Here is a 23,658-nt window from a genome sequence, read left to right as displayed (position 1 = left end):
TTGAGCCTGCTTCATGTTGCTGTTATTTTGCCTTTTGTTGTAGGTATGTTGCTGTCCATGCTACATCGCTTTTTCCGAAAAGTACATATGGGATGGGCAGTTCTACTCGTTCCAGTTTCATTATTTGTTTATTTTGTCAGTCTCATCTCTGACGTGTCTGAACGTAACAATGTGTCTGGATTAATTCCATGGATCCCATCACTCGATATCGGTTTTAACTTTTATCTGGATGGTCTGAGTCTTCTGCTGACACTTTTAATCACTGGTATCGGCATACTCGTTGTACTCTATTCGATTTATTATATGGATCAGAAGGAAGCCTTGCATCGTTTCTACCTGTATCTATTAATGTTCATGGGTGCCATGCTCGGCGTAGTGTTGTCAGACAATATGATTGTGCTGTATGGCTTCTGGGAATTGACCAGTATTACGTCGTTCCTGCTGATTGCCTTTCATTACAAACGTAAAGCATCTACTTCGGGTGCGCAAAAATCATTTTTAATCACTGTATTCGGCGGCTTCGCGATGCTTGCCGGATTCATGCTGATGTATCTGATGACAGGTACGTTCAGCATTCGCGCCACCATTGCAGACTGGGGACAGATTCAGGAAAACGCATTATTTCTGCCTGCATTGGTACTCATACTCATTGGTGCGTTTACCAAATCGGCACAGTTCCCGTTTCACATCTGGCTACCGGATGCGATGGAAGCCCCTACTCCCGTTAGTGCGTATCTACATTCCGCAACGATGGTCAAAGCCGGTATTTATGTTGTTGCACGATTTACGCCTATTTTTGGCGGGCAAGGACTGTGGTTTTGGCTCGTCACTGGGGTAGGTATACTAACTCTCTGTTATGGCTCCTTTTTAGCGGTTAAGAAGAATGATCTTAAAGCGATCTTAGCCTATTCTACGATTTCTCAGCTTGGCTTAATTATGTCCCTGTTCGGTGTTGGGTCAGCCGCTCTGTACTTCGGATACGGTGAATCCTCCGCAATGTATACGGTGGCCACAACGGCGGCTTTACTTCACTTGTTTAATCATGCCACGTTCAAAGCGGCACTCTTTATGGTCGTTGGTATTGTCGATCATGAAACCGGAACACGTGACATTCGCAAGCTCGGTGGGCTCGCTTCATTTATGCCAATCACCTTCACGGTTGCTCTTATCGGTTCACTTGCGATGGCCGGTATTCCGCCATTCAACGGCTTCCTGAGCAAGGAATTGTTCTTCCAAGCCATGGTGGAAATCACACATCTGCGAATTTTTGGACTTGGCTCTTGGAGCATCCTATTACCCGTGTTTGCATGGCTGGCGAGTGTGTTCACGTTAATTTATGCACTGATTATTGCTTTCAAAACCTTCCTAGGAAGCACCCGCAGCGAGCTACCTGCCGAGAAAATGCATGAAGCTCCGATCGGCATGCTCATTCCACCAGTCACACTTGGCATTCTGGTCATCGTGTTCGGTCTTTTCCCGAACCTAGTCGCAATGACACTGATTGAACCTGCGATGGCTGCAGTATTGCCTCAATTGCTGAGTGGCAACGAACGATTCGATGTGCATTTCTCCCTCTGGCATGGTCTCACGCCAGAACTAATTATGACCGCCGGTGTCATTGCACTGGGTGTTACATTATATAAACTGTTGCCTAAATGGAGAAACCTGTATGAGCATTATCCACAAGGTCTAACGATTAACAATATGTATCATGTCGTGCTTGATAACTTGCAGCATTATGCTCGTAAATGGACGGAAGCGTATATGAATGGCTCTGTGCGCAATTACCTGGTTTATATCTTTTCGTTCACGGTTGCACTTCTTGTGTATGCGTTCTTCCGTTCTGGTGAAAATATAACCTGGAACTTCCAGGGCAATGCGCCCTTCTCGTTCTATGAAGCCGTATTACTGATTACGCTTATTGCTGCGGCTGTATCCATTCCTTTTGCCAAGAATAGGCTATCCGCGGTTATTATGACCGGAGCGGTCGGATACCTCGTAACCCTGCTTTTTGTTCTGTTTCGAGCACCGGATCTGGCATTGACTCAAATGATCGTAGAGACCGTATCTGTAGCTCTGTTCCTACTCTGCTTCTATCATTTGCCTGAGCTTCAGCGGGTAAGTCAAGCCGTCGATATCTCACTGTAAACGGAGTTGTGGCAGTATCTGTCGGGATTGTCATGACGTTTGTAGCATTAGCGGCGAGCGGAACAGCCTCATTGGAGAGCATTTCGACCTTCTTCCTTGAGGAAGCTTACAACTCAGCAGGTGGTAAAAATGTCGTTAACGTATTACTCGTAGATTTCCGTGGTTACGATACGTTACTTGAAATTATGGTGCTCGGTGTGGCTTCATTATCCATCTACTCCATGATCAATCTGAATCTAGAAGCGAAAGATCTGGGCGCACGATTGAAATTCCGTAAGAAAGAAACAACAGATGAGAATGAGGTCGAGCTTGATGATAATGACGATAACACCAAGAAATATGGAAATCGGGAAGGAACTACATCTTCCTGGGATACGGTTCCTTTGCAAAGTAATGACGTATTGCTGCAAACCACGACCAAGGTTGTCGTATTTATTATTTTGACCTTCGCCTTGCACTTGTTCTTCGCGGGGCATCACAATCCAGGTGGCGGATTTATCGGCGGTCTCGTTACAGCTGCTGCACTCGTACTCATTGCCCTTGCATTTAGTACAGATACGATTCGCAAAGCGTTGCCTATTGATTTTCGTGTGTTGACATCGATTGGTCTGGCAATTGCTTTATTAACAGGGGCTGGATCATTTTTGTTCGATGCTCCGTTCCTCAGCCAAACCTTTGGTTACTTTGAACTCCCTTTACTCGGAGAGACCGAACTTGCTACGGCAATGCTGTTCGATATAGGCGTGTATCTAGCTGTCCTTGGCGTCACCATGACTATTATTCTACAGATCGGGAGGATCGCTGATATGGAAATATTGATGTGTGTAGCCGTTGGCATTCTGTTTGCGGTCGCCGTCTTCTTAATCTTATCGCGGAGCCTGCTCCGGATTGTACTTGGCATGTCGATTCTTACACATGGCGTGCATCTGTTGTTAATTACGATGTCTCGCCTCAAGACCGGAGCTCCACCTTTACTCGGAGAGCAGGCGGAACGTTATGTTGACCCGCTGCCTCAGGCGCTTATTTTGACATCAATCGTTATTAATTTTGGTTTAACTGCCTTTTTCTTTGTTCTGTCCTACCGTTCATATCTGAAACTGAAAACCGACGATATGGAAGAAGTAAGGGGGCGGCCATATGAATAATCTCGTTGTTCTACCTATTCTGCTGCCCTTGATTACAGGCGTTATCGCTATCCTTTTTTTCCGCAAGGTTAGCATTCAGCGGTTCGTCAGTGTTGTTGGACTTTTGCTCACCGCGGCAGCTTCAACGGTGTTAATCGTTCAAGTTGCCCAATCGGGTATCCAAACGTTGAATATGGGAGGCTGGGCACCCCTTATGGTATAGTGCTTGTTGCCGATATGGTATCAGCACTACTGGTTGTTGCCGCATCCATCATAGCGTTAGCCTGCCTTCTCTACGCTTTTCGCAGTGTCAACAAGGAACGGGAAGAGCATCACTTCTATCCGTTCTTTCACTTTCTGATTGCTGGAGTAAACGGATCATTCCTTACGGGGGATATCTTCAACTTATTCGTAAGTTTTGAATTGATGCTGATCTCCTCCTATGCCTTAATTGTTCTTGGAGGAACGGAGCGACAATTACAGGAAACGATCAAATATGTCCTGATTAATATTGTTTCTTCTGCACTCTTTGTTGCCTCCATCGGCTTCTTATATTCCATCACTGGCACATTAAACATGGCTGATTTGTCGGTTCGAATTGCGGAGGTCGGTCAGAGTGGTGTCGTAACACTTATTGCAGTGTTGTTCTTGATTGTATTTAGTATTAAGGCCGGATTGTTCCTATTCTTCTGGTTATCCGGTTCCTATGCGGCTCCGCCAGCAGTCGTTACAGCACTGTTCGCTGGATTGTTAACCAAAGTAGGTCTGTATGCGATTGTGCGTACGTTCACGCTCATCTTCTATCATGATCCGGATTTCTTCCATGCCTTAATCGGTTGGATGGCCGGAGCCACGATGATCCTGGGTGTTATTGGGGCAATCTCCTATCGTGACGTGAACAAAATTTTGATCTACAACGTTATCGCAGGTGTCGGATTTGTCGCCTTCGGCATGGCATCGGCCAGTCGTACGGCACTTGAAGGTCTGCTCTTCTACATGTTGCATGATATGCTGATCAAAACATTGCTCTTCCTGTTAGGCGGCGCATTGATTGCAGTCGCAGGCACATCCAGACTCGACAATATGGGCGGCCTCATTAAACGCTATCCAATGCTTGGCTGGATGTTCTTCATTAGCGCACTTGCATTAGCGGGTATACCGCCATTCAGTGGCTTCCCAGGTAAATTGCTGCTGTTCGAAGGCGGCTTGCAGACCGGCTTGTACGGACTAACAGGAATAGCGGTACTTTCCAGCTTGTTAATGCTCTACTCTGTCCTACGTATCTTTATCCAGGCGTTCTGGGGTGAGCCACCAGCAGGCGTTGTACGCCGACCTTATCCGGTGAATGGTTTGCTGATTCCTGCGGGTATCCTGTTTATTTTTATCATCGTGATGGGTGTGGGGGCTGAAGGCATGTTCCAATTAACCTCGCGCGCAGGCGACATTCTACTGCATCCGAATCTGTATATCGATGCCGTATTGAAGGAGTAGATGCGTATGGCCTTTCAGATAATACTCAATCTTATTATCGCTTTTGTATGGATGTTTCTGAACAATGCATGGAACGGTGTTGGTTTTATTACTGGTTATTTACTTGGTTTGCTGCTCATTGGCGGCATGCGACGTTTCTTCCCGCAACGGTTGTATGTTGTACGCGTCTGGGCGATCATCAAGTTGCTTATACTGCTGCTTAAAGAACTGGTGCGAGCCAGTATTGAGGTCATCCGTCAGATCATTAAACCTAAGCTTGATATTCGGCCAGGTATCTTCACCTATCGAACAGAACTATCTTCCGATTGGGAAGTCACCCTGCTCTGTCTGCTGATCTCGCTAACACCAGGTTCCTTGCCACTCGAAATCTCAGGAAATCAACGTAAACTGTTTATCCATGCTCTGGATATTAAGGATGAACAAAAGCTCAGAGATGATATCAAGAACACGTTTGAAAAAGCAATCATGGAGGTGACACGTTAATGTTGTCCTCACTGCTGTTTATTTCGTTGCTTATTCTATCGCTAGCTATTCTCGGCTGTCTGTATCGTGTCCTTCGAGGACCCTCAATGGCAGACCGGATCACAGCCCTAGATACGATAGGCATTAATGTCATTGCCATTGTAGCTGTATTATCCATGATGCTTAAGACACAAGCCTATTTGGATATTATTTTATTGATTGGCATTCTCGCATTTTTAAGTACGGTAGCCTTTGCACGTTATATCGAACGGGGGGCGGTGTTCAAAAATGATGGAGATCGTTAATGGAGCCGCTGAAACTATCATTGGTCTACTCGTTCTGCTGGGGGTTACTGAGTGCCTTCAGTGCATTTGGCCTCATTCGCTTACCGGATGTCTATTTACGAGCGCATGCCGCAACCAAAAGTATGACTCTTGGAGTCCTGTGTGTGTTAAGCGGAGCCTTTTTCTTCTTCTGGATCTTCGATAACTACATCAGTGCACGCGTATTATTAGGTATCCTGTTTGTATTCATCACTGCTCCTGTTGCAGGGCATCTCAACGGGCGTGCTGCCTACCGTACAGATGTACCTCTCTGGGAACAGAGCATTCAAGATGAACTCGAACCATTACTGAAAGGTAAGAAGGTTAACCATGAAGAGAAGGACATGATGGAGTAACCTCATAACATGAAATAAAGACCTGCGATGATGCAGGTCTTTTTATGTAGTGTATTTGCTTTAATACTAGTAGTGCGTATCTTCTTCATTTCTTAATCTAATCCGACAGTGCCCGCATGATGTTGGATTTCGCCTCTACCGCAATCGCTTCATTCCCGTCATCGATCGCTTGCATTAAGATCAGAATGGGGATGTATACCGCGATCAGCCGCGCCAGCAGCTTCGTTTCCTCGTCCGCTCCTCCGTACGTTTCGAAAAACACGCCGCGAGCGTAAGGTGGTAAAAAGCTATAAGCAACGCTCAAATCGCAAGCCGGATGACCTACGCTCAGATCGCCCCAATCAATGATACCGGAAACGATCCCGTTCTCATTCACGAGCATATTTTTGAAATGAAGATCGCCATGTAGCAGTGTATTCACCGCCTCGACACGGTCCTTTTGCAGCCTGCTAATATAGGCTTCAATCACATCAGACTCCTCCGGCGACAAGTGTTCAATCAGCTTCGATAGAAAGCCCTCCATTTTCACTTTGCGCGATGCTATATCCGTCAAGTTTCGATGATCTTGCGGAACTCCGCACTTCAGCGCCGCCTGCACCGGAAACTCATGCAATCTCCGCAAAAATTTCGCCAGTGTATCTGCCGATAAAGCCCGGCGTTCTTCCGTCAAACCGATTGGGAAATCTCCTGGCATGTAGGCATAACCAAGAAACGGTGCCGGGTATTCGTCACTTGCTTCACCATAAAACAACGGTTTCGGATAGGGGATGGTCATATATGTCTCCAGCTTCGGTAACAGCTTCCCTTCCATACGAATCGAGCCAACTGCAATCGTTCTTCTTGGAAACCGGAACACATACTCTTCACCGATGAGAAAAACCGTATTGTCCCAGCCCCAGCCCAATCGCTTCACTCGTTTCGATGACAGCTGAGGGAATTGTCTGCCGATCAGTGTCCGCGCCTGCTCTTCGTTAACCTCCCACTCTGCATCCCATACATTCGTTCCTTCCATGAATTGTCTGCCTCCTCGTTCCTTACGTTATTTAGATGTTTACATTCCTTAAAGAGGTTGTTCAAAAAGTTCGCTTTTGATTACGAAGCATGCCTAACGGCATGATCAGCGCCCGATATGGGATTCAGCCGAAATGTCCGTTGCTCACGTAGTTTTGCCTACGCTCCGCTACTCCATTTCTATCTTCATCCCATCTTCTTGGTACTGAAAACCGCCCTTTTGAACACGCACTTAAAAGTTTCGCATAACTGCCCCTTAGCTTAACAAGAATATACGCAGAAAGCCAAAGTATGGTGTTCGTGTCGGTCACAGGAAACAGGCACGATTAGATCGCTCGAACTGGAAGTGCCAATTAAAAAAGAAACGACGCTTGTTCACTACATGATGTAGAAAAAAGCGCCGTTTCTTTTATATGATTCATTAATTTCAATGGGAGTGTCCATCTGAGACTTTAACTTAACCTAGAAGCCATTCAATCCTTGTCTTTTCAGATCATTTACTACAATACGTGCTAGCTCTGATGCCCCTTGGCGATTAGGATGCAGGCTGTCTCCAGTCATATAGAGCGCCAGCGTTGCTTGAGGACCAATGGAGGTGAAGTAAGCTGAACTCAGCTTGTTTAGTTCAACGAGTGTTACGTTCTCTTCCTGAGCCAGTGCTCGTGTAGCTTGGTTATACCACCGATTCTCTGCACTATGCACGTTAGCGGAATTAAAGTCCGTTGCTCTTCCCTGCGGAGTAGATAAAATAACCGTGGCTCCCTTGTTCTTGGCTTGCACCACCATATCTCGCATGATCTCCTTAAATTGAGCCTCCGTGGTATTGTTCTTCGCATTGGTATCATTGATCCCCAGCTGCAGGATGAAGTAATCCCCTGGCTTGATGTACTTCAGAATCGCTTCCATCTGTCCATCGTCACGGAATCCGCGTGCAATTTGTCCTCCAGAAGCCATGTTACGCACCTGAAACGTATCGTTATTGACATAGGAAGGCAATAACTGCCCCCATCCCCCCTGGACGCTACTGCTCAAGGGATAATAGTTCGCTACCGTTGAATCGCCACCAATATAGATGGTGCGCTTCGTTACCGCCTGATCTGAGATTTCCCGTATTTCAAGCGCACTCAGCGTAAACGCAGTGCCTTCCTTGCCTTCCGTTACGAGCAAATTAAGCTGACCGTCGGTCACCGGTATTTGAAACCGGTCTGTAGCTCCATTGCCCGTCATGTTTATAATTTGATAGACTCCTTCCGCAGCGACACTTGCTCTTGCTGTATTGCCTAGGGTCACCCTCACCTCATAGAGACCATTGTTCAGATCCACATTGAATGTATTGGTGCTCTTGGTACCGTATGTGAGAAACTGTACAGCATCCTTGGCAACGCCTGTACCTGATGCTGACACGTTGCGCATCTGTGACGGGGTATTGAAGCCATAGCCTCTTGCAGATGTATATGCATCCGAGGCAGATACGCCAATGTAACCGCTCTCAACCGAACCAGCACCAAAGTCGAATTTGTATTCATTACCTGCCGCATGCGCAGCTGTTCTCTCGCTTGATCCGAACCCACTAGCTAACACCCCAGCAAACAAAGTTGCACTCAACAGAACTCTTACCGACCTCACCCATCTGTTCATTGCATATCTCCTCCCAGGCATATTAGATTTCATCTTCATCTCAAGCTAACACAATCTCCGAAGCACCTCTTACAACACTCTCTCTAGCCAGTCATAGGCCTTCGCACCACTGATCTCATGTCCACCTGCAAAGAAATCTGCATCCAGCACGTCTGCTACTCCTTGTCGCTCATAGATCTCGGTTAACCGAGCATAAGCTTCTCTCGCTGTAGATAGTGGAAATACCCGATCATCACTGCCCGCTTCAATAAATAATGGTCTGGGTACCATTAATCCGATGATGTCTGGTAATTCTGACTCCAGCAAAATTCCCGGAATGTAATTATCCAAACAATGATTGCGATCTAATATACTGCCCTGAAACGTGCTGGCATACCCGCTCACAACCGCCGCACGGCATCTTTCATCCAGTGCAGCCGTAAATGCCGTCACAAGCCCACCACCCGAAATACCCATCATTCCAATCCTATCTGAAGCAACATCAGCTCTCTCCGATAAATAATCAAACACACGTATCATCTCATAGACCCGATGCCCAGCCAGCGTCTCCCCAACCATCAACAGATGAGCAGCGATCTTCGTACAGGAGCTTACGCCAGGTGCTGCGTCGCGATCTTCCTCCAGTCTACGGTCGCCAAAACCGAGCAATTCTGGAACGGCAACGATATACCCTCGCTTCACGAGAGATACTGCAAAATCCTTGTGTAATCCCGGATCACCTACACGCGGAGTGCCGTCCGGCTCCATTCCAGTCACTTCTCGGCTGCCATACCCATGACCGTGGCAAGCAATGACTGCAGGTCGAATACTGTTTTCAGAGGAAGTCTTACTGTCGGTAGGAATCAATAGGTATACAGGCATACGTAGCCCCTCATACGTTGTGATCTCAACTCGTTCACGAGTATATCCGTCGCATACGGTATGCTCCAGTTGTACTGGGTTTAATGCAGATGCGATATCTGGAAACCCACCAAGTCTTTCTTTTATCCGTAATCTAAGCTGACTACTCCACTGCTCCAGCGAATCACCCGGCTGATATGTTGAACGTCCCTGCTGGCTTGTTCGCTCTCTCAAATAGGATTCAATCGTAGACATCTCCGAATACTACCTCCCACACTCAGCTAATCGTTCTTGCTTACATTATAAATCACAATGATAGCTTGGGAGTTGAACATTATTGTTCCTTTATCGCCAATTCATGCTATTTATAACTTGTTCGTTTGGCCAGGAAACCACCAATTCCATCTGCCCATCAGTTTCATTAATGCAGGAACAAGCAATAGACGAATAATCGTGACATCAATCAGAACTGCAGCCGTGATCCCGATTCCAAGTTGCTTCACCCCCGCTACATCACCAAAAGCAAACGGAATGGTCACTGCAAGTAAAATGGCTGCTGCTGACGTAATAAGTCGTCCTGTTGAGGAAAGGCCTTCCTGCACAGCCAAATCGCTGTCTCCTGTTCGCCTGTATGCCTCCTGAATACGTGTCAGCATAAATACACCATAGTCCATGGATATGCCAAATACTAAGCCAGCAATAAAAACAGGAATCATAATAGCAATGGGCGAAGGCTCCATACCCCAGTGTCCTTGGTTAAATATCATGACCAGAATGCCGAAGGAAGCGATCAGGCTTAGTATATTCATTACAATCGCTTTGATGGGAATAATTAATGATCGGAACGCAACCAGCATGACCATGTAGTTGGATACCACGACAAAAACAATCACTTTGGGCAGCTTAGTAATAAGCTCTTTCATAATTTCATACTGATCAACAGCTTCTCCACCATAATGGATGGGCACACCCTGCTTCACACCATTTACAGCATCATGACGATACATCCGTTCAATCCAGACGGCTGCCTGATCTGAACCGGGTTCTCCCTTCACAGTTACCTTCATCCGAATCGCACGATCCGAGACATAACCCAGCTTTTCCAAGGTTGAAACTGAATTCACCACACCAGGGTTCATCTGCCTCCAAGGTGAATCAATATCAACGACATCCGGATCTTGTCGAAGCTCCTGAAATTTATAATAAGCAGTGTTCCAATGGGCTTTATTTAATGGCTTATCCGTGCCACCAATGACAAGATCGACGGATGAAACCTCTCCCTGACCAAATACGCTCTGCACCTTCTCCATCGCTTGACGTGATTCGGTCTGAATAGGTAGGGATGTTGCATCAGGAACGGCAATGTCTAGTTTAGACACGGGTAAAACACATAATAACAAAGCCACTGTTCCGATTATGACCATCCGAATGGGTCGCTTCATGACAGCACCTGACCATCGACGCCACATGCTGCTACCTTGATCCGAAAGTTGGGATGACGAGATTTTGATATGTTTGAAAATAAGATTAGCATATAACGAGAGAATCGCAGGTAGTAGCGTTATATTAAGAAGCACCGCGATGATTAAGACGGTTATTGCTCCAAGTGAAACACTCATGAACATAGGTAATCGAATCCAGAGCAGACCCAATAAGCCTAGAAACACACAGGCAGCAGAAAATAACACTGCTCTACCTGCCGTTTGCATGGTTCGTTGAAGAACTTTCCGATATACTTCGGAGTTCATGTCTCGAACCTTACCTAGCTCTTCTCGATATCTGCTTAGGATAATGAGGGCAAAATCAATGCTTAGCGCCATACCGACCATCGGAATGACATTGATAATAAAGTTAGACAATTCCACCTGATGACCTATGAGCGTCGTTACTCCCATGGCAATCACCACGCTGGATATTCCCATCATGACTGCGATCAGAGCGACATTCCATCCCCTGAAGGCGAACCACAGAATGATTAGAGCCAGTGGCACACCAACCACCTCAGCGTGCTCCAGGTCACGAAAGCTCAAACGGTTTACGTCCTGCTGTACGACAGGCTTGCCAGTCAATTGAACAGTCCCTGTATTATCTTCCGTTAACACGGAGTGCAATTGTTGAATTACGTCACTCTTCTGATCGGTTGTAGCATTCAGCTCTAGCAACGCGTAAGCTATATCTTCACGTAGCATGTGTGCTCCGCGTAGTTCAAGCGGAGAGATGATCGCATGGACACCGGGGACTTGCTGTGCTTGTTCTAGATGAGCCTGAATCCATACTTGGAACTCAGCTCGTGGTGCTTCCTTTTTCTTCTCAAAAACAACCACGACCGGATCAACAGGGATATTGAATTGCTCATGAAGCATTAGCTCAACCTGATGAGCATCCCCGTGCATCAACTTCAATCCATGATCGTCAACAACACTGGGTAATTTCATTGCCCAAGTGACAGACATCCCAATAATAATAAGCCAGCACCATATAATGAACCGGGGATAACGGCTCACAAGCACAGTTAGGCTGCGATACCCCATACCCATGCTCCTCTAATATCAGATTGGAAACCTTGACAGAATATAGTACAAGTCTATTCAGACCGAAATCTCTTTATGTTTGGCAAACAACGAAAAAACGGACAACCATGTACATTTGCACATGATGCCCGCCAGATTAATATCACTTATAGCAATTTCCTCTTAAAGGTATTTCCCACTCACACAGGTCGAATTACTGTAAATCGTTCCCAAGCTTGGCATAGTCATTGCCTGCCAGTCGACTGACTGGTTTCAGTTTATCCATCAAAAGGTACTTCGTGGCAGGATCATACACATTTTCACTGAAATGATATTGTACAATCCGTACTAACATGAGATCGCTGACAGGTGCACCCTCATCGTTGGAAATGGGAATATGCTGATGCAATGTACATTCCATTCGAATAAGTGCCTCTTGTATACCCGGTACAGCAACCACTGTACTTGGCACAGTTGTGAGGTTGGTGCGGTCAAGTTCACTTTCATGTGGCTCTAACATTGCTGCCGTTTCATTCATGTCGCTTACAATTGACTCATCACAGATATGTACAACCAGTTCTTTACCTGACAAAATATTGCGAGCAGTATCCTTCATCTCACCAGCCTTGCGACCAATTGAAATCGACAACAACGGGGATCTGAACTGACTACGTTGAAAAAGCTAAACGGTGCAGCATTCACAATTCCCTCCTGCGATAACGTCGTGACAAATGCGATTGGCCGTGGCACTACCGAGCCACTCATGAATTTATAATTATCTTTAGCCGTTAATTGCTGTGGATCTAATGTATACATGCTGTCAACGCCTCTCCTCTATTTCCATCGTTTATTTAAAACAAAACTCATATGTACTGCTCCGTTATTATATAACGCGCCGTACAGGAATAACAAAAACTCTTTGGCATCATTGCACCAAAGAGTTCGATTCGACTACTGACATAGCCGTAGCGTAATTTATTTTTTATTTAACAATGCTGTTCTGGATGTCTTCCATAATTTGCGTGTTGGCCTGAACTCCGCTGTACAACCAGCTACTTTCACGAGTGAATTTGAACAGGTTACCGTTCTTCACTGCAGGTATGTTCTGCCATACCGGATCTTTCAAAGCCTCTGCCCCTGTGCCCACATCACTGTTAACGAAGAACAGATAATCAACATCCATAGTTGCAAGCTTCTCCAGGGAAATAGCTGACCAGTTGCCTGTTGCTGTAGCTGATATTTCCTTCACGACCTCAGGTTTAGCCAAACCAAGCTCATTGTACATAACTTCTCCACTGGATACATTGTCACTAACCATAAAGAACTTCCCGTTGACTAACCAAATGGCAGCAGCCGATTTGGTTCCACCTGTAACCGTGTTTATTTTCTCCTTAACCTCGTTTACCTTGAGATCGTAATTGTCCAGCACTTGTTGTGCCTCGTCACTCTTGTTCAGAATTTCACCGATTTTTAGTAACGTCTTGCGCCAGTCTTTATAAACCTCTTCACCCAGCACAAAGGTAGGTGCAATTTTGTTGTATTGCTCATATTTCTCACCTTCAACCATGTCCTCGGTACCAATGATAATTAGATCTGGACTGAAGCTGACTACAGCTTCAAAGGGAAGATCCGATGCGATAGGTGGAATCCCTTCTAGATCCTTTTGCAAGTATTGTTGTACCCCTTTAGTTACAGACCACTGAGCTACTGGCTTAACACCAAGCGTAACTAAATGATCCTCTAGATAAGAAGCGATAATACGCTCCGGATTAGCAGGAATCTTGACTTCATGCCCCATAGCGTCTGTCATGGTTCGTTCTGTCGGTGCTTCTGTTTGAGTCTTAGACTCTGCTGCTGTATTTTCTCCTGCCGTAGAAGGCTGTTGGTCGGTAGACTTCGCTCCGCAAGCTGCTAACCAGACGGACATGATCATCACTGTGATGAGTAGCACGATCATTTTTTTGTTCTTGTTAAACACGTAATTATCCCCTTTCGATATGTACCTCTCTAAAACCGCAATACTATGGACGCATCCGATCTTCCCCAAACATCAGCACATATTATACATACGTATACTTTTTACGCGATCCATCGACAATGATAATCGTTATCATAAAAGAAGTCAACAGCGTTGATATCACAGTCGTCCCTTTAAAGCGTGACATCAAGTTAAATTTAACATCCTTCATCACCTATGGGCAGATGCCTTCATATGCTGATTTCAGACTAAGCAGACAGGAAGGATGTTCGATGATGAGTTACCCATATAACACATATTCCACCAGTGCGGAAGATCGCTCATTTCAATTGCCACCTATTTTCCCAGGAGGTACGCCAGCTGGCATCCCAGGTCAACCGATCCCGGGCATTCCGGGCATTCCGGGCATTCCCGGCGCTCCCGGCGGCTTGCCTCCTTTTATTCCAGGTGGAGGCACAGGTGGTCAGCCCCCTTACTTTCCGGGAGGAATACCTGGTACAGCGCCAGGCGTTCCTGCCCAACTTGCACAAGGTAACCTCCCCACTTTACTGAGCGCGTATCCTCGGCCAGTGGGTCAGCCTCCAGCAGAGATGGTTTTCTTATACAATTTAATTAAAAGCAGTCCCGGCCTGCTTCCACTCTTTATCCAGCAGCAGCCACAAAGCCTGACACAAGCTGTGCAATTTGCACAATCAGGCGTATCGGCACCTCGGAACAATGAAGAGCGCGTGCTGAACCCGTTCTGTTACAATCGCTGGTCTCTTGTATTCACATACAATGATGTCTATCTGATGTGGCCTGCCATTAATTTGTTCGGATTCGTGGTTGGTTACTTCTATCCATTCCAGACCCCAGGTATTTTGCTGAACACACAAATTTTGTTCTCCCTCTGCTAGGACGTGTCTCAAGACTCGCCCTTCGGAGTTATAGATCCGCGCTAGAACATAGAACAACAAACGCCCCATCCGGTGAGATGATCTCTCCGAATGGGGCGTTGCTTCTCTTAATGTCTCAGTGTGCCACTTGCTGTTTACTTGTTTTTCTAACCATCAAGAGGTAGATAAGCACTGCCCCAAGATCAGCACAGAGAATAACAATCCCCATAGGGACCGCCGTTCCCTCACCACCTAGTCCAACAAGTGGAGCCACAATTCCTCCAAACATAAAGGTCATTACACCAATCAGTGCGGAGGCACTTCCCGCAGACTTGGATTGATTAGCCATCGCTAGTGCAAATGAAGCTGTATTAACAAGACCCACACTCGATACCACTAGGAATAATGGAATGAGTATTGAGATCAGGTTGCCTTCCGCTAGAATTGCGATAAATAGAGAAGTTCCTCCCAATCCCGCAACGATTAAGCCAGCAATTAGCAAATGAGTCTCGGATACCTTTCCAGCAAGCCTTCCTGCAATCTGACTAGCTAATATAATTCCGAGGCCATTAATCGCGAAGCAGAGACTAAACATCTGTGGCGATATCCCATATATTTTCTGCAATACAAATGGTGAACCTGATATGTACGCAAACATACCTGCACCTACTAATCCTTGAGTCAGAGCATAACCCATAAATAAACGATTACTCGCAATTTGGCGGAACGTGATCAGTGTCTGCTTCAATCCACCACTGGATCTTCGATCTGCTGGCAGGGTTTCTCCCAAGCCAAAAATGACAGCTAATAATGTCAGTACCCCGATTAGACTTAATAAAATAAATACGCCTCGCCATGACGTGTATTCTAGTAATAGACCACCTATAATTGGCGCAGCAATTGGCGCTACTCCGTTAATTAACATCAGCAGTGAGAAAAATCGCGTTAATTCCGGTCCGTCATAAACATCTCGGACGACTGCACGAGAAATCACGATACCTGCCGCTCCTGCAACACCCTGAATGAAACGTAATACAACAAAAGAACCCATCGTTGGGCTAACCAAACAAAGAATAGAGGCGATCGTGTAGAGTAACAATCCAGCAATCAACGGAGTGCGACGTCCTCGGATGTCACTCAATGGTCCAGCGAGCAGTTGTCCTAGAGCAAGTCCAACCATACAAGCAGTTAGACTCAGCTGTGCATAAGACGTTGAAGATTGAAAATCTGCTGCCAGCGTTGGCAGTGCGGGCAGATACATATCCAGAGACAACGGCCCGAAGGCCGATAATGTCCCTAGAATTAGTGCCATGCGTATACGCGAGGTTGAATTGTTGGTTAATGAAGCCGATGTCGATTTTGCACGCATAACGTTACTGCTCTCCGTTTCCAAGTAACTTGAGCAAATTATTAGGCAACGTAAATTGCTGATTGTTGATTATAATACGGCGCAGCTCTTCTTCAGTCCGGTCATTCTCCGCATCCTTGATCTCCTGGATCTCGCGGTGCAATCTCTCCATCTGTTGATCAAGCGCATTCGCAGAATCCGCAGCACTCTTCAGCTCTCTTGTCAGATGCTCTGGAACATCCTTGTTGTATTTGTAGAAGATCTTATGCTCCAGACTGGCCCAGAAATCCATAGCAATCGTACGAATCTGAATTTCCACGCAAGCTCGCTCTTCCCCATTGGACATGTACACAGGCACATCCACCAACAAGTGCAGGCTCTGGTAACCGTTAGGTTTCGGATTTTGAATATAATCCTTCACTTCTAGAACACGTAGATCACTTTGATTACAGAGCATATCCTTAATGCGATAAATATCGGAAATAAACGAGCAGGTGATGCGAACTCCTGCAATATCCTTAATGTTTTTCTTAATACTTTCGAAGGTTAATTCATGATTTTTGCGGAACATCTTATTCATAATACTTTCAGGCGATTTCAATCTTGATTTGGTATGTTCAATAGGGCTGTAATCATGCAAAGACTGGAATTCTTCCTTAAGCACTTCAATCTTCGTTTCCATCTGATCAAGTGCAAATTTATAAATCATCATAAATCGCGTAATCTCATATTTAAATTTCTTGAATTGATCAATTGGATGTGGTGCGTTCATCATTATGTTCTTCCTTTCTCCGTGGACACTAGAGTAAATTTATGAAATGTGAAGATAACATGGGTTCATCCGCATGTCTTTGTATTCATTATAAATCATCTGGAGCCAATAAACGAATTTCTATCGATGGCGTCCTAAGGAAGAAGACGGATGAGATCTTTATTTTGACATATGCTAAGCCCAATCCACTATTTCATAGAAGGACACTCTCGAAGAAAGGGAGCGATTCTGCTGCTCTATCACGTTACTTATTCTTCTGATTCTTATCGTGTCAAAGCATATCTCGGTCTTCCAGATGGCTGTTCGTTGTCTTCCTTCTCTGTACCAGCAGATGTTGATAGTCTACCAGCCTCGCCAACCTTATCCTCCACGCTCCAACCTGTAAAACTTACGGCACTGGCTAGCCGTTATTCCAAAGGTCTATTGAAACCAATGCATTCCGAACAAAAAGCATTATGGCCAGTGCTGATCTACTGCCGAGGTGGACTTGGTAACTATGGCGGGGTTAATACGTCTTGGATCGAACAATTTGTTAACTACGGATATATCGTGTTCGCCCCTGCATATCGCGGCAATGAAGGTGGGGAAGGACGTGATGAGTATGGCGGTAGTGATCTGCAAGATGTTGTGTCCGCTTATCAGTTGGTGCATGGGTTGCCTTTTGCCGATCCGTCACGGATCTCTGTCATGGGTTTCTCTAGAGGGGCGATCAATGCTGTGCACGCAGCAGCGACTTACAATAAACAGCCTCATGGTGTTCACAAACTCGTATTATGGAGCGGTGTTGCTGATGTGGCTCAAACCTATCTGGAACGTACCGATCTGAGAAGAACATTGAAAAGGATTCTCGGCCATTCTCCGCAGCGCGCTCCTGAAGCGTACACTGCCCGTTCGCCACTCTTCAAAGTTACGGAGCTTCACTGCCCCGTCCTGATCATGCATGGAACCGCCGATACACAGGTGAAGTACAGTCATGGTACACGTATGTATAACGAATTAAAACGCAAAGGTGCGGATGTTACGTTTCATGCTTATGGAGGAGAAAATCATCATTTTCACGGTGCAGTTCAACAGACCGCGATCAGCCATATGTTTGATTGGCTCGGCACACGGTCATGATCGAATCTTAACTACGGTATTCATTCGTGTAAATGTTACTGTATACTAGAGGGGTAGCTTTTTCGTGAAAGGATGAAAGTCACATGCACCATCAAGTAACCCTCCAAAAGTACGCATTGCTCCTTCTTTGCATGGCTGCTGGTATGGTCGATCTCATTGGCTACTTAGCCTTAGGTCATGTACTAACCGCAAATATGACGGGCAACATCGTTCTGCTGGGTATTGCTATTGCTCGCGCTCAGGAGTTTGTTGTACTCCGTTCGTTAATCGCACTTATCGGATTTATCATCGGAAATGCAATAGCAGCTCGCATGATTGGATGGGGACGAAGCGAAAGTGGCTGGACGAAGCGAATTACAACTGTATTTGTTGTTGAGAGCAGCTTACTGCTCTTTTTTGCTGTCGCCATGATCAGTCCCTATGCAGAACAACTCACGTATCTATTGATTCTCGTCTTAGCAGCGGCGATGGGAATGCAAACTACAGCAGCTCGCCGGATCGGCATTGCTGGCATATCCACAACCGTTCTAACGAATAATCTCGCCGCTGTTGTGGAAGATACCGTAAGCATTATGTACAGAATGAGACACACCTCTGCCAAATCGTTATTTAAATCACTATCTGGTGATGTATACCTACGTGCTGGTGCGGTTCTCATTTATTTGGTTGGTATCATTGCTGCCGCACTTCTGTTCCAACACTGGCCACTTGTCTCTGTCTGGATTCCTGTTCTGCTCGTTGGAGGCATCACCTTGTATGCTCGGACTCAATTCAGCAATGTACGAGATACAGCAAGCGGTAGTTAAGAAGTCAGTCAACTAGATTGCATGTTGGAAGCTTCCTGCTTCATTAGTTCAACCAATTTTCGAGCAGCGGGTGACAATACTTCCCCTGCTCGTGTACATACCGCGAGTGTATTCTTCAATTGCTCATGCTGGACGAATACCCGTGCCAGTCTGCCTTCGCGAACATCCTGCTTCACAACCAGCGAAGAGATAAAATTGGCTCCATATCCTGCTTTTACTGCACTAATTGTTTCATTCAGCCCATTGAATTGAAGAGCGATCCGAGGCGCAGGCAAATTATTGGTTGTACAGAGTGATACGAGCCGATCTCTGGTTACACTTCCCTCTTCACGCATAATGAATGGCTCTGCCATCATATCTCTTAACTCTACCTCCTGTCCTGCAAATGGATGCTTTGGATGAACGACAAACCACATTTCATCCTCAAACAGCTCGTCCCAGTCAACCCCGTTATGTGTGATCCCACTTCCACCGTATACCGCAATTTCTGCTTCATATCGAAGCAAATGATCAAATGCCATCCGTGTATTCGTTGTATTCACCACGACCTCAACTTCTTCATGCACCTGCTTGAATCGAGCAATCCATGCTGGAAGCAGAAAATTAGCCGGGAGATATGTAGCTGTAATCCGGATCATCCCTTTCTTACCTGCCCGAAAATCCTCCACAAAATGCTCTACTTCTTGTTCCAGCATAAATAAGCGCTCTGCATAACTGATAAGCTGTGCACCCGCATCCGTAAGAACAAGTCTTCTGCCCTCCGAGACAAATAACTGAATGTTCAGCTCTCGTTCAAACTTTTTCACCTGTGATGAAACGGCCGGCTGACTAATATTAAGTTCTTCCGCAGCTCGTGTCACCCCACCATATCGCACAATAGCATGAAATAACCTTAGTCCGTGTAGATTCATATGAACCCCTTTCTAAACATAACTAAAATTTATACTTTAATATAATATATATTTTTATTTATAATCCTGCAAGCCGTATAGTGGAATTAAGAAATCCCAAAACCTCTATCCGGAAAGGAACATGCTTAATGAACAATTTGAATTCTTCATCCTTACAACACACCTGGACTCAAGTAGACCAATATCTGAACGAACGATTGATTCCCGCCGATCCATTACTGGAGCAAGCCTTACATCACAATGCCGCTGAGGGATTACCTGCTCATGATGTCACACCGAATCAGGGTAAATTTCTGCAACTCCTGCTTCAGATTCATGGAGCAACTCGCGTCCTCGAAATTGGAACACTGGGCGGTTACAGTACGATCTGGATGGCGCGTGCCTTACCTGAGCAAGGTAGAATTGTGACTCTTGAAGCCGATCCACATCATGCGGAGATTGCTCGTCATAATCTGAGCCATGCAGGGCTTATGGATAAAGTCGATCTACGCGTCGGAGCAGCCCTCACCACTCTCCCGGACATACAAGAAGAGTACCGTGAACCCTTCGACTTCATCTTCATTGATGCTGACAAACCAAGCAATCCTGATTATCTCCGATGGGCTCTACGCTTAGCACGTCCTGGAAGTCTTATCATTGGCGACAATATTGTCCGAGATGGTGAAGTGGTCAATCCAAACAGCACAGATGAGAGAGTCAAGGGTGTGCGCACCTTCCTAGATATGGTTGCAAACCATCCTAAACTTGAAGCAACTGCGCTGCAAACGGTAGGCAGCAAAGGGTACGATGGATTCATGCTTGCACGCGTTTTGTCATAGAGCAAAAAATAAACAGTGGTCAATTGTTCCGAAATTTCCCCATTCCTGTTAAACTGGTAACACTGCACAGCATCGACTGGGGGAAACCACTTGAAAGTTCTAAGACAGATCGTTTCGGAAATTCGGGGTTGGTCCCGCAATATCCAACTTTTTTTTCTAGCTAGTATTCTGTATCAGATCGGTAATGGCATGTTCTCTGTCCTGTATAATCTGTACATTCAAGGTCTTGGCTACAACGACACCATGAATGGTCAGATCGTCAGTATCCAATCGCTAGCAACCGCGATTATGTTCGTGCCTATAGGACTCGGCGGTGATCGCTTCAGCCGTAAACGGTTGCTCATCGTCGGAGCATTGTTCAGCGGAGTGTTCTTAATTGGTCGCTCGTTCGACTATTCTGCCAGTGGATTAATCTGGTTTGCCGTGTTCTCTGGACTTTTTGCCGGGGTATTCCAAGTGCTCGCGATCCCTTTCCTGGCTGAAAATGTGAAGAAGAGTCAGCGCTTGAAAATGTTCAGTTATTACTCCTCACTTGTTCTTGCATCTCAGGTGCTAGGAAGTCTGGGAGGCGGCGTATTTGCTGATCTGCTTCATTCAGCAGGATTCGCTGTGGTCACAGGTTTACAAACGGTGTTAATTATTGGAGGCGTGGCTACGCTAGCCGCATTTATTCCTTTATTGTTTATCAATGATCATTCAGCTACATCCCAAGGAAACCAATCAGTTCCTGCAACTGCTCAATTGAAGCAAAGCGTTGAAGGAGTTATCTCAGTATCCTCTGGGGTAGTACGTGAGTCTGATGTCCAGCTCAAGAAGAAGGATTCCCGACTGATCGGTCAGTTTGTTATCACTCAATTATTGATTGGATTCGGTTCTGGTCTTGTCGTACCCTATCTGAATCTATACTTTACGAATCGCTTTTCTGTTTCTCTCAGCGGGATGAGTCTACTCATCTCCTTAGGTCAGATCATGACCATTGTCTCGATGCTTATAGGGCCAACGCTTGCTGCAAAGGTGGGGAGCGTTCGAGCTGTCGTCATTTTCCAGATCATGTCCTTGCCGTTCCTATTGCTTACCGGATTCACGAATCTGCTGGTGATCGCCTCCATCAGCTTCCTGTTTAGGCAGGCACTGATGAATGCGGCTAATCCGATTCACTCCGCTATTCTGGTTGATAAAATCTCTGATAAGCGACGTGGGATTGCGAACTCATTAATGCAGACGGCCTTCATGATCGGTTGGGCTACCATGGGTCCTGTACAATCTTATCTGGTGACTACCTATGGAACGTACTGGGGTTATGCGATCACGTTCAGTATCACAGGCAGCCTGTATGTTATTTCGTCCCTGATGTACTATGTGATGTTTAGGGAAGCCAAACCTGCTGCACAAGTGACAACTCATTGATATGCTAGTAAGGTAGAATGAGATTAGTTGAAGAGTCGGAGATTCCTTGAAGCAAAATAAGCGCCTATCATCAGGAGTGATCTTACATGAAACAACTTTGCAACTTAAACCTATATACCGACTTACGTATAGGGCTTGTGCCAACAAATATAAGGAAATGGAACGGATGGGATTGATGCATAAGCATAGTCCCTCCGTTGTTTTTCGTTTTTTGCTCAGTTTAAGCGTCTCCGTACTGGGAGGTATCGTGTTCACTGCGATCCACACGCCAATCCCCTGGCTACTAGGGCCAATGGTGTTTATGCTTCTTGGTGCACAGGTGCTTAAGCTCCCGTTAATGTGGCCTTCAAGCGTACGCGATTACGGAATTCTGATTGTTGGTTATTCGATCGGCCTAACCCTTACTGAAGATGCATTACAAGGAATACTGCATCAGCTTCCTATGATGCTGCTCATGACTCTACTGCTCATCGGATTCTGTACATTAACGGCCTATCTCGCTTCGAAGCTTACTCCGTTTGACTTTCCGTCTTTGCTTGTTGGGAGTATACCCGGTGGATTGTCCCAGATGGTTTCTTTAGCTGAGGAGATGAAATCCATTAATCTGACTCTGGTTACCTTTTTGCAGGTGACTCGGTTGATTATGATTGTGTTCTGTGTTCCTTTTCTGCTGTTCAGTCCATGGGTTGGTGGAGCGAGTGTTGCAGGAACAGATCCTGTGCAGGGGACAAGTGCCTTATGGACAGCGTTATTCCCGGAAATATGGATCTATGCTCCGCTATGTGTCATGGGGGCTTGGGTCGCACGTAAACTACGTTTCCCCACTGCGTTTATGCTTGGGCCGATGATTGTGATGTGTGTGATTCAATTGACCACGTCGTGGCATACACCTGCACTGCCCTCTTCAGTCCTCAATCTATCGCAGTTGATGATTGGAAGTCATGTCGGTTTGATGCTTCGACCAGAGCAGCTACAGCGCAAAACTCAAACGGTCACACTTGCTCTGTTAAGTAGTGTACTTCTCATTGCTGGCTCTCTTGGGCTAGGTTATATCCTCATGCATGTGTACTCCCTATCGGCCGCTACTTCCCTACTTAGTATGGCACCCGGAGGTATGGATCAGATGAGTATTATGGCTCATGAGGTAAACGCCAATCTCTCGGTCGTATCGGGATATCAGTTGTTCCGGATTTTGTTTATTTTCTTCATCGTCTCTTCTGTTCTAAAGATCATCCTCACTCGATTACTGAGACAAAAATAAGGCAATCAGAGTCATGTTCACGATCATCCAATTAAATGAGACCATTCATCTCACACCAAAGAGTACCCCGGCATCTGACCAGAGGTACTCTTGATGATTCAATTTTTTCTTAAAAAGCTACATGGATTCGGATCAGTTATGAGTTATTCAGATACGAGCTATAGGCTATAATGTGTATCCCTTAGTTTTGAGGGTTCGGACTCGTTTCCTGTTCGAGCCAGCTAAGGATACGAAAAGCTTCTTGATCTGTTCTGCCGCACATATCTAATGAAGCCTGTAATCCACTACACACATCAGGACGGTCTGGATGTCCAAAAATACTGCATCGATTATCTTCCGTGAGTTGTACGCAACGTACACCCGCCGGCTTGCCATTCTTCATTCCAGGGATCGGTGAAGATATCGATATGGCAATACAACATGCGGCACAACCTGTTCTGCATTCCAAAATAATGTCTCC

18 protein-coding genes and 4 pseudogenes are annotated in these 23,658 nt (G+C 45.8%); 12 read left to right on the top strand and 10 right to left on the bottom strand.

Annotated features, from left to right (window positions below; all coding sequences use genetic code 11):
- The 6 genes and pseudogenes from DMB88_RS12620 to mnhG all read left to right on the top strand — a co-directional run.
- Positions 1 to 2,945 (top strand): annotated as a pseudogene (locus DMB88_RS12620) (Na+/H+ antiporter subunit A); the annotation flags it as partial.
- Positions 2,919 to 3,293 (top strand): Na(+)/H(+) antiporter subunit C, encoded by a 375-nt coding sequence (locus DMB88_RS12615; RefSeq protein ID WP_368028367.1) that lies wholly within the window; start codon positions 2,919 to 2,921, stop codon positions 3,291 to 3,293. The pseudogene DMB88_RS12620 and the gene DMB88_RS12615, both read left to right, overlap by 27 nt.
- Positions 3,286 to 4,763: pseudogene (locus DMB88_RS12610) on the top strand (Na+/H+ antiporter subunit D). The gene DMB88_RS12615 and the pseudogene DMB88_RS12610 overlap by 8 nt, the downstream one beginning before the upstream one ends.
- 6 nt (positions 4,764 to 4,769) lie before the next feature.
- Positions 4,770 to 5,246, top strand: coding sequence for a Na+/H+ antiporter subunit E (locus DMB88_RS12605; protein WP_128101637.1), 477 nt, complete (start codon positions 4,770 to 4,772; stop codon positions 5,244 to 5,246).
- Complete coding sequence (locus DMB88_RS12600; RefSeq protein ID WP_056692373.1) at positions 5,246 to 5,530, top strand: Na(+)/H(+) antiporter subunit F1; 285 nt, start codon at positions 5,246 to 5,248, stop codon at positions 5,528 to 5,530. The genes DMB88_RS12605 and DMB88_RS12600 overlap by 1 nt, the downstream gene beginning before the upstream one ends.
- Positions 5,514 to 5,904: pseudogene (mnhG, locus tag DMB88_RS12595) on the top strand (monovalent cation/H(+) antiporter subunit G). Before DMB88_RS12600 ends, mnhG begins: the two are co-directional and overlap by 17 nt.
- Before the next feature lie 97 nt (positions 5,905 to 6,001).
- Here the strand turns inward: mnhG and DMB88_RS12590 are convergent.
- The 6 genes and pseudogenes from DMB88_RS12590 to DMB88_RS12565 form a co-directional block, all read right to left on the bottom strand.
- Positions 6,002 to 6,916: a phosphotransferase gene (locus DMB88_RS12590; RefSeq protein ID WP_128101636.1), complete on the bottom strand. Its 915-nt coding sequence runs from the start codon at positions 6,914 to 6,916 to the stop codon at positions 6,002 to 6,004.
- A 461-nt stretch (positions 6,917 to 7,377) separates the two neighbouring features.
- Complete coding sequence (locus DMB88_RS12585; protein ID WP_128101635.1) at positions 7,378 to 8,553, bottom strand: rhamnogalacturonan acetylesterase; 1,176 nt, start codon at positions 8,551 to 8,553, stop codon at positions 7,378 to 7,380.
- A 69-nt stretch (positions 8,554 to 8,622) separates the two neighbouring features.
- Entirely contained in the window at positions 8,623 to 9,648 is a 1,026-nt protein-coding gene (locus DMB88_RS12580) for an alpha/beta hydrolase family protein (protein ID WP_128101634.1), read from the bottom strand.
- 110 nt (positions 9,649 to 9,758) lie between these two features.
- Positions 9,759 to 11,924, bottom strand: coding sequence for an MMPL family transporter (locus DMB88_RS12575; RefSeq protein ID WP_164848687.1), 2,166 nt, complete (start codon positions 11,922 to 11,924; stop codon positions 9,759 to 9,761).
- A gap of 179 nt (positions 11,925 to 12,103) precedes the next feature.
- Positions 12,104 to 12,719 (bottom strand): annotated as a pseudogene (locus DMB88_RS12570) (flavin reductase family protein).
- A 166-nt stretch (positions 12,720 to 12,885) separates the two neighbouring features.
- Positions 12,886 to 13,881: an ABC transporter substrate-binding protein gene (locus tag DMB88_RS12565; protein WP_254438547.1), complete on the bottom strand. Its 996-nt coding sequence runs from the start codon at positions 13,879 to 13,881 to the stop codon at positions 12,886 to 12,888.
- A gap of 272 nt (positions 13,882 to 14,153) precedes the next feature.
- Here DMB88_RS12565 and DMB88_RS12560 point away from each other — a divergent pair, with 272 nt between their 5' ends.
- Positions 14,154 to 14,777, top strand: coding sequence for a hypothetical protein (locus DMB88_RS12560; RefSeq protein ID WP_128101632.1), 624 nt, complete (start codon positions 14,154 to 14,156; stop codon positions 14,775 to 14,777).
- 115 nt (positions 14,778 to 14,892) lie between these two features.
- On the opposite strand, the gene DMB88_RS12555 is transcribed toward DMB88_RS12560, so the two are convergent.
- Both DMB88_RS12555 and DMB88_RS12550 read right to left on the bottom strand, forming a co-directional pair.
- A complete protein-coding gene (locus tag DMB88_RS12555) occupies positions 14,893 to 16,125 on the bottom strand; it encodes a multidrug effflux MFS transporter (protein WP_128101631.1) in 1,233 nt (410 codons plus the stop codon).
- Between the two features lie 4 nt (positions 16,126 to 16,129).
- Complete coding sequence (locus DMB88_RS12550) at positions 16,130 to 16,876, bottom strand: GTP pyrophosphokinase (RefSeq protein ID WP_128104422.1); 747 nt, start codon at positions 16,874 to 16,876, stop codon at positions 16,130 to 16,132.
- Positions 16,877 to 17,182: 306 nt separating this feature from the next.
- Between DMB88_RS12550 and DMB88_RS12545 the strand changes: the two genes are divergently transcribed.
- Together DMB88_RS12545 and DMB88_RS12540 are read left to right on the top strand one after the other, a co-directional pair.
- Complete coding sequence (locus DMB88_RS12545; RefSeq protein ID WP_254438546.1) at positions 17,183 to 17,995, top strand: alpha/beta hydrolase family protein; 813 nt, start codon at positions 17,183 to 17,185, stop codon at positions 17,993 to 17,995.
- Between the two features lie 83 nt (positions 17,996 to 18,078).
- Positions 18,079 to 18,801 (top strand): YoaK family protein, encoded by a 723-nt coding sequence (locus DMB88_RS12540; RefSeq protein WP_128101629.1) that lies wholly within the window; start codon positions 18,079 to 18,081, stop codon positions 18,799 to 18,801.
- Positions 18,802 to 18,809: 8 nt separating this feature from the next.
- On the opposite strand, the gene DMB88_RS12535 is transcribed toward DMB88_RS12540, so the two are convergent.
- Positions 18,810 to 19,712 carry a LysR family transcriptional regulator gene (locus DMB88_RS12535; RefSeq protein WP_128101628.1) on the bottom strand — a complete coding sequence of 301 codons (903 nt, stop codon included), beginning with the start codon at positions 19,710 to 19,712 and terminating at the stop codon, positions 18,810 to 18,812.
- Positions 19,713 to 19,840: 128 nt separating this feature from the next.
- Here DMB88_RS12535 and DMB88_RS12530 point away from each other — a divergent pair, with 128 nt between their 5' ends.
- The 3 genes from DMB88_RS12530 to DMB88_RS12520 all read left to right on the top strand — a co-directional run bounded on the left by DMB88_RS12530 (position 19,841) and on the right by DMB88_RS12520 (position 23,198).
- Complete coding sequence (locus DMB88_RS12530) at positions 19,841 to 20,530, top strand: O-methyltransferase (protein WP_128101627.1); 690 nt, start codon at positions 19,841 to 19,843, stop codon at positions 20,528 to 20,530.
- A gap of 90 nt (positions 20,531 to 20,620) precedes the next feature.
- Positions 20,621 to 21,937: an MFS transporter gene (locus DMB88_RS12525; RefSeq protein ID WP_128101626.1), complete on the top strand. Its 1,317-nt coding sequence runs from the start codon at positions 20,621 to 20,623 to the stop codon at positions 21,935 to 21,937.
- A 166-nt stretch (positions 21,938 to 22,103) separates the two neighbouring features.
- Entirely contained in the window at positions 22,104 to 23,198 is a 1,095-nt protein-coding gene (locus DMB88_RS12520; protein ID WP_251382371.1) for an AbrB family transcriptional regulator, read from the top strand.
- 181 nt (positions 23,199 to 23,379) lie between these two features.
- On the opposite strand, the gene DMB88_RS12515 is transcribed toward DMB88_RS12520, so the two are convergent.
- Positions 23,380 to 23,646 carry a YkgJ family cysteine cluster protein gene (locus tag DMB88_RS12515; protein ID WP_128101625.1) on the bottom strand — a complete coding sequence of 89 codons (267 nt, stop codon included), beginning with the start codon at positions 23,644 to 23,646 and terminating at the stop codon, positions 23,380 to 23,382.
- Positions 23,647 to 23,658: the final 12 nt, after the last annotated feature.

Origin of the sequence: Paenibacillus sp. DCT19, assembly GCF_003268635.1 — a bacterium.
Taxonomy (GTDB): domain Bacteria; phylum Bacillota; class Bacilli; order Paenibacillales; family Paenibacillaceae; genus Paenibacillus.
This window is presented reverse-complemented; position numbering and strand designations above follow the sequence as displayed.

Bases quoted from the DNA above. Each gene is read 5' to 3' on its own strand.
- DMB88_RS12615 (WP_368028367.1), top strand. From the start codon at position 2,919: ATGACTATTATTCTACAGATCGGGAGGATCGCTGATATGGAAATATTG.
- DMB88_RS12605 (WP_128101637.1), top strand. From the start codon at position 4,770: ATGGCCTTTCAGATAATACTCAATCTTATTATCGCTTTTGTATGGATG.
- DMB88_RS12600 (WP_056692373.1), top strand. From the start codon at position 5,246: ATGTTGTCCTCACTGCTGTTTATTTCGTTGCTTATTCTATCGCTAGCT.
- DMB88_RS12590 (WP_128101636.1), bottom strand. From the start codon at position 6,916: ATGGAAGGAACGAATGTATGGGATGCAGAGTGGGAGGTTAACGAAGAG.
- DMB88_RS12585 (WP_128101635.1), bottom strand. From the start codon at position 8,553: ATGAACAGATGGGTGAGGTCGGTAAGAGTTCTGTTGAGTGCAACTTTG.
- DMB88_RS12580 (WP_128101634.1), bottom strand. From the start codon at position 9,648: ATGTCTACGATTGAATCCTATTTGAGAGAGCGAACAAGCCAGCAGGGA.
- DMB88_RS12575 (WP_164848687.1), bottom strand. From the start codon at position 11,924: ATGGGGTATCGCAGCCTAACTGTGCTTGTGAGCCGTTATCCCCGGTTC.
- DMB88_RS12560 (WP_128101632.1), top strand. From the start codon at position 14,154: ATGATGAGTTACCCATATAACACATATTCCACCAGTGCGGAAGATCGC.
- DMB88_RS12555 (WP_128101631.1), bottom strand. From the start codon at position 16,125: ATGCGTGCAAAATCGACATCGGCTTCATTAACCAACAATTCAACCTCG.
- DMB88_RS12550 (WP_128104422.1), bottom strand. From the start codon at position 16,876: ATGAACGCACCACATCCAATTGATCAATTCAAGAAATTTAAATATGAG.
- DMB88_RS12540 (WP_128101629.1), top strand. From the start codon at position 18,079: ATGCACCATCAAGTAACCCTCCAAAAGTACGCATTGCTCCTTCTTTGC.
- DMB88_RS12535 (WP_128101628.1), bottom strand. From the start codon at position 19,712: ATGAATCTACACGGACTAAGGTTATTTCATGCTATTGTGCGATATGGT.
- DMB88_RS12530 (WP_128101627.1), top strand. From the start codon at position 19,841: ATGAACAATTTGAATTCTTCATCCTTACAACACACCTGGACTCAAGTA.
- DMB88_RS12520 (WP_251382371.1), top strand. From the start codon at position 22,104: ATGGGATTGATGCATAAGCATAGTCCCTCCGTTGTTTTTCGTTTTTTG.